We start from the raw sequence: 13863 nt of genomic DNA, 5'->3' as shown, positions 1-13863 counted from the left end.
CGGGCTCAGCCGACCCGTTTCAGACCCCGGCCGACCAGAAAGGTTTCTGCGGAGCGGTCCCGCGAGGCCTTCGGCTTGATCGCCTTGACCATCCGGAAGGTGCGCTTGAACAGCTCGACCAGCTGGCTGTAGCCGCTGCCGTGGAACACCTTGCAGACCAGGGCCCCCTCGGGCTTCAGGTGGGCCTGGGCGAACTCGACCGCCAGCTCCACCAGGTGGGCGATCCGGGCCGCATCCGACACCTCGATGCCGGACAGGTTGGGCGCCATGTCCGACACCACGACGTCCACCGGGCGACCGCCGACCGCCTCCTTCAGGCGCTCCAGCACGCTGTCCTCGCGGAAATCCCCCTGGATGAAGGTCACCCCCTCGATCGGCTCGAAGTCGAGCAGGTCCAGCGCGATGATGGTGCCGTCGAGCTCGCCGGCCGCCGCCCCGGCACCGGCGAACTTGCGCCGCACGTACTGGCTCCAGGCGCCCGGGGCCGCCCCCAGGTCGACCACCAGCTGCCCGGGCCGGATCAGCTGCATCTCCTCGTCGATTTCCTTGAGCTTGTACGCGGCGCGGGAACGGTAGCCCTCCTTCTGGGCCAGCTTCACGTACGGATCGGTGAGGTGGTCATGCAGCCACGCCTTGTTAACCTTCTTGCTCTTGGTCTTGATCTTCATTGCCCAACGATAATACGCAGATGCCTGCCATCCAATTGACCCCGGCCGAGCGCAAGGAACACCGCGCGGCCGCCCACCACCTCGACCCCGTCGTCTACGTCGGCGCCGAGGGCCTGACGCCTGCCGTCGTGAAGGAAACGGACGCCGCCCTCAAGGCCCACGGCCTGATCAAGGTACGGGTGTTCTCGGACGACCGGGAGGAACGCGAACGCATCCTCGCCGAGCTGAGCGGCCGGCTCGACGCCGCGCCGATCCAGCACATCGGCAAGCTGCTGGTGCTGTGGCGCCCCATCCCCCCGAAGGAAAAGGCCCCCGACGAGGACCGCAAGCCCGGCCCGAAGACCGTCAAGATCATCAAGTACTCGAAGCGCGGCGGCCAGCGGCCCCAGGTGAAGAAGGTGACCGTACTGGGCAACCAGCGCGTGACCCCCGGCGGCAGCATCAAGCGCGCCAAGCCGCGCGCCACCAGCGTCAAGAAGAAGCTGGCCGGCCAGTGAGGCCGGCCGCGCCCCGCCGTCAGCGCGGGGCGGCGCAGCGCCAGGCCAGCGCCGCGAGCAGCAGCGCCTTGACGCCGAAGAAGGCGCTCGAGACGCCGTGCAGCTGCATGAAGGTCCAGCGGCCGGTCCCGGCGCGGGCCTCCTCCATCAGCGGGATCAGCGCGTAGTAGCCCGCCACCGTGCAGAACAGCACGCCCAGCACCAGCAGCAGCTCGGCGCTGACCAGCGAACGGGCGGCGCCCGACTCGACCCGGCGCGCGGCCACCCGGCGCTCGACCAGCAGCAGCACCACCGCCAGCGCCAGGCTCAGCGCCGCCTCGAGCTTGAACATGCGCCCGGCGGCGAGCCCCGCCTGGGCGCGTTCCAGCACCGCGAACAGCGACGGCGCCGCCAGGGCGCCGATGCACAGCACGGCGCCGGCCCACAGGCCGGCCAGCCAGCCGCGCAGGCGCAACAGCGTCATGGCAGCCGGCGCGGACATCAGATGTAGCGGACGTTGACGACTTCGTAGCGCTTGATGCCGCCCGGGGCCTGCACCTCCGCCACGTCGCCGACTTCCTTGCCGATCAGCGCGCGCGCGATCGGCGAGCTGACCGAGATCAGGCCCTGCTTCAGGTCGGCCTCGTCGTCGCCGACGATCTGGTAGGTCACGGCCTCGCCGGTTTCCTCTTCCTCCAGGTCGACCGTGGCGCCGAACACCACCCGGCCGCCCGCGTCCAGCGTGGACGGGTCGATGATCTGGGCGGCGGCCAGCTTGCCCTCGATTTCCTGGATGCGGCCTTCGATGAAGCCCTGCTTGTCCTTGGCGGCGTCGTACTCGGCGTTCTCCGACAGGTCGCCCTGGGCGCGCGCCTCGGCGATCGCGTTGATCACGGCCGGGCGCTCGATCGTCTTCAGGCGGTGCAGCTCCTCCTTGAGCTTCTCGGCCCCGCGCTTGGTCAGTGGAATGGTGGCCATCAGTGTCTCTCCGGCAGCAAAAAATCAGCCGCCGCCACACTCCCTTGCACAGGAGGGCGGCGGCGGCCGCATCGTTAGAGTCGTGCTTAGTTTAGCTGGTTGTGCAGTTCCTGGAGCGAGTACACCGTCAGGTCGGCCTGGTGCTTCATCGCCTCGACGGCGGCCTCGCAGCCGGCCATGGTGGTGTAGTAGGTCACCCGGTTGGCGATCGCGGCCATGCGGATGTAGCGGGAATCCGCGATCGCCGTGCGGGTTTCGTCCACGGTGGTGAACACCAGCTGGATCTCGCCGGCCTTGACCAGGTCGGCGATGTGCGGACGACCGTCCTTGATCTTGTTGACGGTGCGCACCGGGATGCCGGCCGCGGCGATCGCTGCGGCCGTGCCCTTGGTCGCCACCAGCTGGAAGCCGAGCTGGTGCAGCTCGCGGGCCACGGCGACGGCGCGCTCCTTGTCGCCGTTCTTGACCGTGATGCACACCGTGCCGCCCGAAGGCAGGCGCGAGCCGGCGGCCAGCTGGCTCTTGAGCATGGCCTCGCCGAAGGTGCGGCCCACGCCCATGACCTCGCCGGTGGAGCGCATCTCCGGACCCAGGATCGGGTCCACGCCCGGGAACTTGTTGAACGGGAACACCGCTTCCTTGACCGTGAAGTACGGCGGCACGACCTCGCCGCGCACGCCCTTCTGGTCGCGCAGCTTCTGGCCGGCCATGCAGCGCGCGGCGATCTTGGCCAGCGGCTGGCCGGTGGCCTTGGAGACGTACGGCACGGTGCGCGAGGCACGCGGGTTCACTTCCAGCACGTAGACGACCGCGTCGTCGCCCTCGCCCTGGATCGCGAACTGCACGTTCATCAGGCCCACGACCTTGAGCGCCTTGGCCATCGCCTTGGTCTGGCGGCGCAGCTCGTCCTGCAGCGACTGCGGCAGCGAGTACGGCGGCAGCGAGCAGGCCGAGTCGCCCGAGTGGACGCCCGCCTGTTCGATGTGCTCCATGATGCCGCCGATCATGACCTCCTCGCCGTCGCTGATGCAGTCGACGTCGACCTCGATCGCGTCATCCAGGAAGCGGTCCAGCAGCACCGGCGACTTCTCGGAGACCTTGACCGCCTCGCGCATGTAGCGCTCCAGGTCCTTGTCGCCGTGCACGATCTCCATCGCACGACCGCCCAGCACGTAGCTCGGGCGCACCACCAGCGGGTAGCCGATCTCCTGCGCGAGCTTGAGCGCCTCTTCCTCGGTGCGCGCGGTGCGGTTGGGCGGCTGCTTCAGGCCCAGGTCGTTGAGCAGCTGCTGGAAGCGCTCGCGGTCCTCGGCGATGTCGATGCTGTCCGGCGAGGTGCCGATGATGGGCACGCCGTTGGCCTCCAGGTCCAGCGCCAGCTTCAGCGGGGTCTGGCCGCCGTACTGGACGATCACGCCGAAGGGCTTTTCCTTCTCGACGATCTCCAGCACGTCTTCCAGCGTCAGCGGCTCGAAGTACAGGCGGTCCGAGGTGTCGTAGTCGGTCGAGACGGTCTCCGGGTTGCAGTTGACCATGATGGTCTCGTACCCGTCCTCGCGCATCGCTAGCGCCGCGTGCACGCAGCAGTAGTCGAACTCGATGCCCTGGCCGATGCGGTTCGGGCCGCCGCCCAGCACCATGATCTTCCTGCGGTCGGTCGGCTCGGCCTCGCACTCCTCGTCATAGCTGGAGTACATGTAGGCGGTCTGCGTCGCGAACTCGGCGGCGCAGGTGTCGACGCGCTTGTAGACCGGGCGCACGCCCAGCGCATGGCGCGCCTTGCGCACCTCGTGCTCGCTGGAGCCCAGCAGCTTGGCCAGGCGCCGGTCGGAAAAGCCCTTGCGCTTGAGGAAGCGCAGTTCCTCGGCCGACAGGCTGGCCAGCGTGCGGCCGGCCAGGCCCGCCTCGACCTCGACCAGCTCGCGGATCTGCGCCAGGAACCAGGGATCGATCGCGGTTTCCTCGAACACCTCCTCCAGCGTCATGCCGATGCGGAAGGCGTCGGCGACATAGAGGATGCGCTCGGGGCCGGGCTCGCCCAGCTCCTGCTCGATCTCCTCACGGTCGGTGCTGCGCTCGCTCAGGCCGTCGATGCCGGTCTCCAGGCCACGCAGCGCCTTCTGGAAGCTTTCCTGGAAGGTGCGGCCCATGGCCATCACCTCGCCCACCGACTTCATCTGGGTGGTCAGGTGCGGGTCGGCCTCGCGGAACTTCTCGAACGCGAAGCGCGGGATCTTGGTGACGACGTAGTCGATGGTCGGCTCGAAGCTCGCCGGCGTCGCGCCGCCGGTGATCTCGTTGCGCAGCTCGTCGAGCGTGTAGCCCACCGCCAGCTTGGCGGCGATCTTGGCGATCGGGAAGCCGGTGGCCTTGGACGCCAGCGCCGAGGAACGCGACACGCGCGGGTTCATCTCGATGACGATCATGCGCCCGTTCTTCGGGTTGATCGCGAACTGCACGTTCGAGCCGCCCGTGTCCACGCCGATCTCGCGCAGGATCGCCACCGAGGCGTTGCGCATCAGCTGGTATTCCTTGTCGGTCAGCGTCTGCGCCGGCGCCACCGTGATCGAGTCGCCGGTGTGGATGCCCATCGGGTCCAGGTTCTCGATCGAGCAGATGATGATGCAGTTGTCGGCCTTGTCGCGCACCACCTCCATCTCGAACTCTTTCCAGCCGATCAGCGATTCCTCGATCAGCAGTTCGTTGGTAGGCGACAGGTCCAGGCCGCGCTTGCAGATCTCCTCGAACTCTTCCGGGTTGTAGGCGATGCCGCCGCCGGTGCCGCCGAGCGTGAAGCTCGGGCGGATCACGACCGGGAAGCCCGTGCCGCCGGTCTCCGCGGCGATGCGCTTCTGCACCGCCCAGGCCTCTTCCATCGAGTGGGCGATGCCGGACTTGGCCGATTCCAGGCCGATCTTGGTCATCGCCTCCTTGAACTTGAGGCGGTCCTCGGCCTTCTCGATCGCGTGCTCGTTGGCGCCGATCATCTCCACGCCGTACTTGGCCAGCACCCCGTGGCGGTGCAGGTCCAGGGCGCAGTTCAGCGCGGTCTGGCCGCCCATGGTCGGCAGGATCGCGTCCGGGCGCTCCTTCTCGATGATGCGCTCGACCACCTGCCAGGTGATGGGCTCGATGTAGGTGACATCGGCCATCTCCGGGTCGGTCATGATGGTCGCCGGGTTGCTGTTGACCAGGATGACCTTGTAGCCTTCCTGGCGCAGCGCCTTGCAGGCCTGCGCGCCGGAATAGTCGAACTCGCACGCCTGGCCGATGACGATCGGGCCGGCGCCGATGATGAGGATCGATTTCAGGTCTTGCCGCTTAGGCATTCTTGTTCTCCATCAGCGCCACGAAGCGGTCGAACAGGTAACCGATGTCATGCGGGCCGGGCGAGGCTTCCGGGTGGCCCTGGAAGCAGAACGCCGGCCGGTCGGTGCGCGCCAGCCCCTGCAGCGTGCCGTCGAACAGGCTCACGTGCGTGGCGCGCAGGTTCGCGGGCAGCGACTTCTCGTCCACCGCAAAGCCGTGGTTCTGGCTGGTGATGCTGACGCGGCCGGTGTCGAGGTCCTTGACCGGGTGGTTGGCCCCGTGGTGGCCGAACTTCATCTTGAAGGTCTTCGCGCCCGAGGCCAGCGCCATGATCTGGTGGCCCAGGCAGATGCCGAAGGTCGGGATGCCGTGCTCGATCAGCTCGCGCGCGGCCTCGATCGCGTAGTCGCACGGCTCCGGGTCGCCGGGGCCGTTGCTCAGGAAGATGCCGTCGGGCTGGTGTTTCAGCGCCTCGGCCGCGGTCGAGGTCGCCGGCAGCACCGTGACCTTGCAGCCGCGCTCGGCCAGCATGCGCAGGATGTTGCGCTTGACGCCGAAGTCGTACGCCACGACGTGGAAGCGCGGCGCGGACTGGCGGCCGTAGCCGGCACCGAGCTTCCATTCGGTCTCGGACCACTCGTAGGGACCGTCGGTGCTGACGACCTTGGCCAGGTCCAGGCCTGCCATGCTGGGGGCGGCCTGCGCCTTCGCGATGGCCTCCTGCACGTGCGCCTCGGTGATCGATTGCCCCTCGGGCAGCGCCAGGATGCAGCCGTTCTGCGCGCCCTTGGTGCGCAGGATGCGGGTCAGCCGCCGCGTGTCGATGCCAGCGATCGCCACCGTGCCCTGCTCGCGCAGGTACTGCGGCAGCGTCTGCGTCATCCGGAAGTTCGATTCCAGGACCGGCAGGTCCTTGATGATGAGGCCGGCGGCATGGACTTTCGTCGCCTCGATGTCCTCAGGGTTCACGCCGACGTTGCCGATGTGCGGATACGTGAGCGTCACGATCTGCCGGCAGTAGCTGGGGTCGGTGAGGATTTCCTGATAGCCGGTGAGCGCCGTGTTGAAGACGACTTCACCGACCGTGTGACCGGCTGCGCCGATCGAGGTACCACGAAAGACCGTGCCGTCTGCGAGTGCAAGGAGTGCTTGAGGCAGTTGCGGCAGCACGGGGATTCTCCGTTCGAGTGTGCACGCCCAGCTCTGCTCGACAGCATGAGTCCGGTAAGGAAACGGCCGGGGAGTTTCGCTGGGGCGGGGTGGTTGCGGGTAAACCTGAAAATTATAGCCTGAGGCGCCCTTCCTTATTGCACCGCAGCACACGAGCCCGGTCGGTCGGTCGCGGTCCGGAATGAAAACGCTTCTGCTTCTTGGGCGCCCCTCGCAAGGCTGCGCAGGGGCATCGCCTGCGCAAGTTTGTCAGCCTTTCGTCGCGGAGACACAATGCCGCGACAAACACCCCACGAAGAAGAGGACTCCACATGAAGGGCGACCCCAAGGTCATCGAGTACCTGAACGCGCAGCTGAAGAACGAGCTGACCGCCATCAACCAGTACTTCCTGCATTACCGCATGCTGAAGCACTGGGGCCTGGACAAGCTGGCACGCAAGGAATACGAGGAATCCATCGGCGAGATGAAGCACGCCGACCGGCTGATGGACCGCATCCTGATGCTCGACGGGCTGCCCAACCTGCAGGACCTCGGCAAGCTGCTGGTCGGCGAGGACACGGTCGAGATCCTGCGCTGCGACCTGCAGCTCGAGCAGGCCGCCCAGGCCACGATCAAGGACGGCATCGCCTACTGCGAATCGGTGCGCGACTACGTCTCGCGCGACCTGCTGCAGGACATCCTGGACGACACCGAGGAACACATCGACTTCCTCGAAACCCAGCTGGAACTGGTCGACAAGGTCGGCGTGCAGAACTACCTGCAGGCCCAGATGGGCGAACTCAGCTGAAGCGACGCCCCTGTCCCTCCCGTGGCCGCCCTCCGCGCGGCCACAGCCGGCCGGTGCGGGCCATGTAGTCCTGGTACGCCGACCCGAACCGGTCGAGCATCAACCGCTCCTCGCGCGGCACGCGCAGGAAGTACAGCAGCGCGAACCCCGGCACCCCGAGCACCCCGGCCACCCAGTTGTGGATCAGCAGCGGTTGCGCCAGCGCGAACAGCCAGATCGACGCGTACATCGGGTGCCGCATGTGGCGGTACACCCCGTGGGTGACCAGCTCATGCCCGACGTGCACCTCCAGGGACGGCGACCAGTGCCGCCCCAGGTCGGCGTGCGCACGGTGGAACAGCCACAGCGACGCCGCCATCAGCACTGCCCCGACCGCCGCGGCCGGCCACGGCAGCCGGTAGCCGAAGCGGTCCAGCCAGGGCGTGGCGATGGAGAGCATCGGCAGGCACAGCAGCGTCATGAAGACGACGAACATCAGCCACTGCTCCAGGCGCCCCACCCGGCTGGCCTCGATGCGGTTGGCCCGGTTCGCCTCCACGTACGGCCAGCGGATCGCCGCCTGCAGGAACGACGCCAGCGCCCAGGCAACCTCGTGCCACAGCACGCCGCTGCCGCGGCGCCAGAGGTAGGCCAGCATGGCCAGCAGGAACAGCAGCACCGGGAACCACAGCCGCAGCCGGGCCCCGTAGACGCCGGCCGTGGCATTGGGGCGGCGAGGGTCGGAAGAAGCATGGACCGGCTTCATGCCGCCCCCCCCTGGGGTGCGTCCCGGCGGTCCGGGCGCCGCCCCGGTGCCGGGGGGCGGCGCGCCTGCGAACAGGCGGATGAGGGGCGGCAGATGCAAGGCGTCAGGCCGATGGCCGTCACAAGGGTCCTCGAACGGTGGTCCACAGGCGCCCCAGTATGCGGACCCAGGCAGGGCGCCCGCGTCCCCTAAAGGGGGGAACTCGGTAACAAATGCTTGCCCCTGCCGCCAGCGAGACTTTTTCAAGTGGGAATCATTCTCATTTATACTGACCCCGTCGATTGAACAGGCGTCGATTGGAAAGGGTTCGCCAGATGATCGTTTGCGTATGCCGCAGGGTCTCCGACCGGGACATCGAACGCGTGGCCCGTTCTGGCTGCACGTCGTTTGACGAACTGCAGATGGAGCTGGGCGTGGCCACCTGCTGCGGGCAGTGCGCCGACTGCGCCCGCCAGAAGCTGGCCTCTACGCTGCGGCACGAGCCGGCCGCTTCCCACCTGCCCCTTGCCGCGGAGCTGGCACTGGCATGACCGAACTGACCGGGTTGCTCGTCTGGCTGACGAGCCTGCTGGTGGTGCTGCTCGGGGCCTGGTGGGCCCTGTCGCGGCCCTGATCCGCAGGCAACCTGCCCCGTTTTTCAGTGTTTCTGGAACCAGGAAGACCGATGAAACCGTCCGCCCTCGCCACCGAACCGGCCACCGCGCCGACGGCTGTTCCAGCGCACCGGCCGGATGCCAGCCCCCGTGGCCGGCTCCAGCCGCAGGCCGAGGCGGCCGAGGCCCTGGAGGCCATCGCCAGCAGCGCCCTGCTGCGCGGCCGCAAGTCGGTCCGGATCGAACACAACGGCGCGCTCTACCAGCTGCGCGCGACCAAGTTCGGCAAGCTGATCCTGACCAAGTAGTTCATCGTGGGGCGACCCGGACGGCCGCAGGGCCGCCGGGTCGTGTTTTGAGCTCAGCCACGAGCCGGTCCGCCCGGCCCTCAGCCAAGCACCTTTTCCCGCGACCTCACTGGCCCAGCGCCGCGATGCCGGCCTTCGCGATCTGGGCGTCCTCGCCCGACTTCACGCCGCTGACGCCGACCGCGCCGACGCACTGGCCCTCGACCATGATCGGCACCCCGCCCTCGAGCAGGCCTTCCAAGCCGGGCGCGCTCAGGAACGAGGTGCGGCCCTGGTTGATCATGTCTTCATAGACCTTGCTTTCCCGGCGACCCAGCGCCGCGGTGCGGGCCTTGGCCGGGGCGATCTGCGCTGACACCGGACCGGCGCCGTCCAGCCGCTGCAGCCACAGCAGGTGCCCGCCGTCGTCGACGATCGCAATGCTCACCGCCCAGTGGTTGCGCAGCGCCTCGGCCTCGGCGCCGGCGGCGATCTTCTTGACGTCGTCCAGCGTCAGGTAGGGCTTGGTCTTCATCGGTTGCTCCTTTCGTATTGAGTCGTCCTATAGCAGCGATGGTGCCAGCATCCCGCCCGTCCGGCGAGCCCACGGCCCCACATCGGGGCGAACTGCGGAAATCGCCCCACTGCGATTGCGGGAACTAGAATCGCCCGGGGGAGTCGAAACCTCGTCACCGAAAGAGGAGCACGACGATGAACGAAAGCTTGCAGGCAGCCTATTCCCGCTCGGGCGTACTGGCCCAGCAACGCAACCGCGTCCTGCGCAACACCTACTGGTTGCTGGCGCTGTCGCTGGTGCCCACCGTGCTGGGCGCCTGGATCGGCGTGGTCACGGGCTTCAGCTTCTTCGCCAGCAGTCCGCTGCTCGGCTTCTTCGCCTTCCTCGCCATCGCGTTCGGGTTCTTCTTCGCCATCGAGAAGTTCAAGAACTCGGGCGTGGGCGTGCTGCTGTTGCTCGGCTTCACGTTCTTCATGGGGCTGATGCTGTCGCGCCTGATCGGGGCGGTGCTGGGCTTTGCCAACGGCGCCCAGCTGATCATGATGGCCTTCGGTGGCACCGCGCTGGTGTTCTTCGGCATGGCGACCCTGGCCACGACGATCAAGCGCGACCTGTCCGGCATGGGCAAGTGGCTGATGGTCGGCGTCGTCATGCTGATCGTCGCCTCGCTGGCCAACATCTGGCTGCAGATGCCGGCCCTGATGCTGACGATCTCGTCGCTGGCCATCGTGATCTTCTCCGCCTACATGCTGTACGACCTCAAGCGCATCGTCGATGGCGGCGAGACCAACTACGTGACCGCCACGCTGGCGATCTACCTGGACATCTACATCGTGTTCCAGCACCTGCTGGCGCTGCTGGGCATCTTCGGCGGCGACGAATGACCCGCCCGACCTGAACGCGGAAGGCCCGCTTCGGCGGGCCTTTTCTTTCTGGGCAGCAGACGCGCGCTCAGTCGCGCTCGAACACCGCGACGCTCTCCACGTGCGCGGTGTGCGGGAACATGTTGACCGTGCCGGCAGCGGTGCAACGGTAGCCGGCCTGGTGCACCAGCAGGCCCGCGTCGCGCGCCAGCGTGGCCGGGTTGCACGACACGTAGACGATGCGCCGCGGCGGGGTCCAGGCGCCGTCGGTCGGCGGCTGCTGCACCAGGTCGGCCAGTGCCTTGGACAGCGCGAATGCGCCTTCGCGCGGCGGGTCGACCAGCCACTTGTCGGCCCGGCCGTAGGCCACCAGGTCGGCCGGTTCGAGCTCGAACAGGTTGCGCGCCTCGAAGCTCGCGTTGACGATGCCGTTGTGCGCGGCGTTCTCGCGCGAGCGCGCCACCAGCGCCTCGCTGCCTTCCACGCCCAGCACTTCCTTCGCGCCGCGCGCGATCGGCAGCGTGAAGTTGCCCAGGCCGCAGAACCAGTCGATCACGCGTTCGTCCCGCTGCGGCGCGAGCAGCCGCAGCGCGCGGCCGACCAGGGCCCGGTTGACCTCGTGGTTGACCTGGGTGAAGTCGGTCGGCTTGAACGGCATCGTGATGCCGAACTCGGGCAGCGTGTAGGCCAGCGGCACCTGCGCGGCATCGAGCAGGTGCACGCTGTCCGGCCCCTTGGGCTGCAGCCACCACTGCACGCCGTGCTCGGCGGCGAAGGCGCGCAAGCGCGCCACGTCGGCATCGGACAGGGGCTCCAGGTGACGCAGCACCAGCGCGGTGACGAGCCGCCCCCCGTGGTCGCCGATGGCGACCTCGATCTGCGGCAGGCGGTCGCGCCCGTCCATGCCGGCGATCAGCGCGCGCAGCGGCAGCAGCAGCGCGCTCACGTGCGGCGGCAGCACCTCGCAGGAGTCCATGTCGGCGACATAGCTGGAGCGGCGCTCGTGGAAGCCGACCAGCACCCCGCCCTTCTTGGGCACGTGGCGCACCGACAGGCGTGCGCGGTAGCGGTAGCCCCAGGTGGGTCCCTGGATCGGCCGCAGCACCATCTCGGGACGCACCTTGCCGAGGTGCCACAGCTGGTCCTCGAGCACGCGCTGCTTGACCGCGAGCTGCGCCGCAGGATGGAAATGCTGCATCTTGCAGCCGCCGCAGGTGCCGAAGTGCGCGCAACGCGGCCGGACGCGCTGCGCGCTCTCGCGCCGCCAGGCGACGACGCGGGCCTGCTCCCAGTTGTTCCTGCGACGGGTGACGGCGACCTGCACTTCCTCACCGGGCAATGCACCGTCGACGAACACCACCTTGCCGTCGGCATTGTGGGCCACGCCCTGGGCTTCCAGATCGAGCGACTCGATCCGCAGCCATTCATCTGCTTGTGTCATGGGACGGAATTATCCGTCCCGCAGCAGGTCGATCAGACTCAGAAGATGGAGTCGCGGTCCACGCCGTGGCGGATCATGCGGCGCTTGAGCTTGAGCAGCGCTTCCTGCTGGATCTGGCGGATGCGCTCGCGCGTCAGGCCGAGGCGCTCGGCCAGCACTTCCAGCGTTTCCGGTTCGCGGTCGTGCAGGCCGTAGCGGCCGGACAGCACCTCGCGCTCGCGGTCGCTCAGTTCGCCAAGCCAGGTGTCGAGCAGCTGCTCCACCTCGTGGCTGAGCGTCGCGCCGAGCGGGTCGGTGGCCTGCTCGTCGGCCACCATGTCCATCATCGACTCGGAGTGGTCGCGCTCCAGCGGCGCGTCCAGCGAGGCCGGCGCCTCGGCGTACTTGAGCAGCTCGGCCACCTCGCGCACCGGCCGGCCCAGGTAGGCGGCGATCTCCTCGACCCGCACCGCCTTCTCGCCGTCGGCGCGGCGGGCCACCTCGGCCTCGATCTGCCGGCGTGCCTTGAGCACCTGGTTGAGCTCGCGCACCACGTGCACCGGCAGGCGCACCAGGCGGGCCTGGTGCATGATCGCTCGCTCGATGTTCTGCCGGATCCACCACGAGGCGTAGGTCGAGAAGCGGAAGCCGCGCTCGGGCTCGAACTTGTTGATCGCGTGCATCAGCCCGAGGTTGCCTTCCTCGATCAGGTCGGTGAGCGGCAGGCCGCGGCCGAGGTAGTTCTTCGCGATGCTGACGACCAGGCGCAGGTTGTGCTCGATCATCGCCTGCCGCGCCTTGAAGTCGCCGCTGCGCGCACGCGTCGCGGTGGCGTACTCCTCCTCGGGCGTCAGCAGCGGGGTGCGTCGGATCTCGCGCAGGTAGGTCTGCAGCGTGTTGCCGATGTCGGATTCGCCGGCATCGAACTCGGCCAGCGCGCGGCCGTTGGGTTCGACCGCCGCGCTGCCGTTGCCGTTGACCTCGCCGGCCTGGGGCAACGACAGCAGCGGCGGCGAAGCCAGCGCGTCGGGATCGAGCAGCGATTCGGGCACCGGCTCGGGAAGCACGCGCCCGTTCGGTTCGGCATGCTTCCTGTTCATCGCCCTCGCCCGCTGCGAACGCCGGCCCCGATCAGCGCGGCGGCAGGTACTTGGCTGGATCGACCGGCTTGCCCTGCCGGCGGATCTCGAAGTGCAGCTTCACCCGATCGGTATCGGTGGAGCCCATCTCGGCGATCTTCTGCCCGCGACGCACGGTTTGGTCCTCCTTGACCAGCAGGGTCTGGTTGTGCGCGTAGGCCGTCAGGTAGTCGTTGTTGTGCTTGACGATCACCAGGTTGCCATAGCCGCGCAACCCGGAGCCGGCATACACCACGCGCCCGTCAGCCGCAGCGTACACCGGATCGCCCGCCTTGCCACTGATGCCCAAGCCCTTGTTACGCACTTCGTCGAAGGTCGCGATCACCGGGCCCTGGGCCGGCCACATCCAGTTGATGCCGCCGGCATCCTTGTCCGCCTGGCTCGGCGCCGGTGCGGGCGCAGGCGAGGCGGACGGGGCGGGCGTCACGGCAGGTGCATCGGACGCGGCAGGCGCCGATGCCGCGGACGCCCCCGGCTTGCTGTCCAGCGGGCGCGATTCGACGCGCGCGACCGTCACCGGGCGCGTCGCCACCCCGGCCGGATCGGTGGCCGGCGGCACCACGCGCAGCACCTGCCCGACTTCCAGCACGTTGGGATTGTCGAGGTTGTTCCAGCGCATGATGTCGCGCCAGTTCTGGCCGGTCTCCAGCCCGACGCGGATCAGCGTGTCGCCCGGCTTGACGGTGTAGTAGCCGGGCTTGCCGGCGTTCTCGCTGCCCGGCGGCAGCGGCTTGGCGGGATCGGCCGAGACGGTGGCCCCGTTGGCCGGCACGCGCGCGCCGGACAGGTTGCGATCTTCCACCGGTGCCCGGTGGTCCGAAGTCGCGCACGCGGCCAACAACAAGGCGGTTGCAAGGCACGCGCCCGTCTTGAAACTCATCAGAACTCCTGAAGTGGACACCATGGGTGA

At 68.3% G+C, this 13863-nt stretch carries 15 protein-coding genes; 5 read left to right on the top strand and 10 right to left on the bottom strand.

Annotated features, from left to right (window positions below; translation table 11 throughout):
• Window positions 1-5: 5 nt before the first annotated feature.
• A complete protein-coding gene (locus IS481_RS07925; RefSeq protein WP_104356528.1) occupies window positions 6-668 on the bottom strand; it encodes an RlmE family RNA methyltransferase in 663 nt (220 codons plus the stop codon).
• Window positions 669-688: 20 nt separating this feature from the next.
• Between IS481_RS07925 and IS481_RS07920 the strand changes: the two genes are divergently transcribed.
• A complete protein-coding gene (locus IS481_RS07920) occupies window positions 689-1165 on the top strand; it encodes a YhbY family RNA-binding protein (RefSeq protein ID WP_104356527.1) in 477 nt (158 codons plus the stop codon).
• 19 nt (window positions 1166-1184) lie between these two features.
• Here IS481_RS07920 and IS481_RS07915 read toward each other — a convergent pair whose 3' ends face one another.
• The 4 genes from IS481_RS07915 to carA form a co-directional block, all read right to left on the bottom strand.
• Window positions 1185-1628 carry a DUF4149 domain-containing protein gene (locus IS481_RS07915; RefSeq protein ID WP_104356637.1) on the bottom strand — a complete coding sequence of 148 codons (444 nt, stop codon included), beginning with the start codon at window positions 1626-1628 and terminating at the stop codon, window positions 1185-1187.
• A gap of 17 nt (window positions 1629-1645) precedes the next feature.
• Entirely contained in the window at window positions 1646-2122 is a 477-nt protein-coding gene (greA, locus tag IS481_RS07910; RefSeq protein WP_104356526.1) for a transcription elongation factor GreA, read from the bottom strand.
• Between the two features lie 86 nt (window positions 2123-2208).
• On the bottom strand, window positions 2209-5451 hold the full coding sequence (carB, locus tag IS481_RS07905; protein ID WP_104356525.1) for a carbamoyl-phosphate synthase large subunit: 3243 nt from the start codon (window positions 5449-5451) through the stop codon (window positions 2209-2211).
• Window positions 5444-6601 (bottom strand): glutamine-hydrolyzing carbamoyl-phosphate synthase small subunit, encoded by a 1158-nt coding sequence (gene carA / locus IS481_RS07900; protein ID WP_104356524.1) that lies wholly within the window; start codon window positions 6599-6601, stop codon window positions 5444-5446. The genes carB and carA overlap by 8 nt, the downstream gene beginning before the upstream one ends.
• A gap of 311 nt (window positions 6602-6912) precedes the next feature.
• On the opposite strand from carA, the gene bfr reads away from it, so the two are divergent.
• Window positions 6913-7389 carry a bacterioferritin gene (gene bfr / locus IS481_RS07895; protein WP_104356523.1) on the top strand — a complete coding sequence of 159 codons (477 nt, stop codon included), beginning with the start codon at window positions 6913-6915 and terminating at the stop codon, window positions 7387-7389.
• On the opposite strand, the gene IS481_RS07890 is transcribed toward bfr, so the two are convergent.
• Complete coding sequence (locus tag IS481_RS07890) at window positions 7382-8134, bottom strand: protein-S-isoprenylcysteine O-methyltransferase (protein WP_232529503.1); 753 nt, start codon at window positions 8132-8134, stop codon at window positions 7382-7384. The two genes, bfr and IS481_RS07890, sit on opposite strands and share 8 nt — an antisense overlap.
• A 314-nt stretch (window positions 8135-8448) precedes the next feature.
• On the opposite strand from IS481_RS07890, the gene IS481_RS07885 reads away from it, so the two are divergent.
• Both IS481_RS07885 and IS481_RS07880 read left to right on the top strand, forming a co-directional pair.
• Entirely contained in the window at window positions 8449-8664 is a 216-nt protein-coding gene (locus IS481_RS07885) for a (2Fe-2S)-binding protein (protein WP_104356522.1), read from the top strand.
• 134 nt (window positions 8665-8798) lie between these two features.
• Window positions 8799-9035: a hemin uptake protein HemP gene (locus IS481_RS07880; protein ID WP_104356521.1), complete on the top strand. Its 237-nt coding sequence runs from the start codon at window positions 8799-8801 to the stop codon at window positions 9033-9035.
• A gap of 106 nt (window positions 9036-9141) precedes the next feature.
• Here IS481_RS07880 and IS481_RS07875 read toward each other — a convergent pair whose 3' ends face one another.
• Window positions 9142-9549, bottom strand: a complete 408-nt coding sequence (locus IS481_RS07875; protein ID WP_104356520.1) for a GlcG/HbpS family heme-binding protein — start codon at window positions 9547-9549, stop codon at window positions 9142-9144.
• 176 nt (window positions 9550-9725) lie between these two features.
• Between IS481_RS07875 and IS481_RS07870 the strand changes: the two genes are divergently transcribed.
• Window positions 9726-10415 carry a Bax inhibitor-1/YccA family protein gene (locus IS481_RS07870; RefSeq protein WP_104356519.1) on the top strand — a complete coding sequence of 230 codons (690 nt, stop codon included), beginning with the start codon at window positions 9726-9728 and terminating at the stop codon, window positions 10413-10415.
• Between the two features lie 67 nt (window positions 10416-10482).
• Here the strand turns inward: IS481_RS07870 and rlmD are convergent, their stop codons facing one another.
• From rlmD to IS481_RS07855, 3 genes are read right to left on the bottom strand one after another with little or no spacing between them, the layout of a single operon-like run.
• Window positions 10483-11835 (bottom strand): 23S rRNA (uracil(1939)-C(5))-methyltransferase RlmD, encoded by a 1353-nt coding sequence (gene rlmD / locus IS481_RS07865; protein WP_104356518.1) that lies wholly within the window; start codon window positions 11833-11835, stop codon window positions 10483-10485.
• A 38-nt stretch (window positions 11836-11873) separates the two neighbouring features.
• Window positions 11874-12914, bottom strand: coding sequence for an RNA polymerase sigma factor RpoS (rpoS, locus tag IS481_RS07860; RefSeq protein WP_194963346.1), 1041 nt, complete (start codon window positions 12912-12914; stop codon window positions 11874-11876).
• Between the two features lie 31 nt (window positions 12915-12945).
• The gene (locus IS481_RS07855) at window positions 12946-13857 is read right to left on the bottom strand and encodes a peptidoglycan DD-metalloendopeptidase family protein (protein WP_104356517.1); all 912 of its coding nucleotides are present in this window, start codon (window positions 13855-13857) and stop codon (window positions 12946-12948) included.
• Window positions 13858-13863: the final 6 nt, after the last annotated feature.

It is taken from the genome of Caldimonas thermodepolymerans, assembly GCF_015476235.1.
GTDB lineage: Bacteria > Pseudomonadota > Gammaproteobacteria > Burkholderiales > Burkholderiaceae_C > Caldimonas > Caldimonas thermodepolymerans.
Note: the sequence above shows the minus strand (reverse complement) of the source record. Positions and strands in the feature narration are given on the sequence as shown.

Coding starts and splice junctions, on each gene's coding strand:
- IS481_RS07925 (WP_104356528.1), bottom strand. CDS start 668: ATGAAGATCAAGACCAAGAGCAAGAAGGTTAACAAGGCGTGGCTGCAT.
- IS481_RS07920 (WP_104356527.1), top strand. CDS start 689: ATGCCTGCCATCCAATTGACCCCGGCCGAGCGCAAGGAACACCGCGCG.
- IS481_RS07915 (WP_104356637.1), bottom strand. CDS start 1,628: ATGACGCTGTTGCGCCTGCGCGGCTGGCTGGCCGGCCTGTGGGCCGGC.
- greA (WP_104356526.1), bottom strand. CDS start 2,122: ATGGCCACCATTCCACTGACCAAGCGCGGGGCCGAGAAGCTCAAGGAG.
- carB (WP_104356525.1), bottom strand. CDS start 5,451: ATGCCTAAGCGGCAAGACCTGAAATCGATCCTCATCATCGGCGCCGGC.
- bfr (WP_104356523.1), top strand. CDS start 6,913: ATGAAGGGCGACCCCAAGGTCATCGAGTACCTGAACGCGCAGCTGAAG.
- IS481_RS07890 (WP_232529503.1), bottom strand. CDS start 8,134: ATGAAGCCGGTCCATGCTTCTTCCGACCCTCGCCGCCCCAATGCCACG.
- IS481_RS07885 (WP_104356522.1), top strand. CDS start 8,449: ATGATCGTTTGCGTATGCCGCAGGGTCTCCGACCGGGACATCGAACGC.
- IS481_RS07880 (WP_104356521.1), top strand. CDS start 8,799: ATGAAACCGTCCGCCCTCGCCACCGAACCGGCCACCGCGCCGACGGCT.
- IS481_RS07875 (WP_104356520.1), bottom strand. CDS start 9,549: ATGAAGACCAAGCCCTACCTGACGCTGGACGACGTCAAGAAGATCGCC.
- IS481_RS07870 (WP_104356519.1), top strand. CDS start 9,726: ATGAACGAAAGCTTGCAGGCAGCCTATTCCCGCTCGGGCGTACTGGCC.
- rlmD (WP_104356518.1), bottom strand. CDS start 11,835: ATGACACAAGCAGATGAATGGCTGCGGATCGAGTCGCTCGATCTGGAA.
- rpoS (WP_194963346.1), bottom strand. CDS start 12,914: ATGAACAGGAAGCATGCCGAACCGAACGGGCGCGTGCTTCCCGAGCCG.
- IS481_RS07855 (WP_104356517.1), bottom strand. CDS start 13,857: ATGGTGTCCACTTCAGGAGTTCTGATGAGTTTCAAGACGGGCGCGTGC.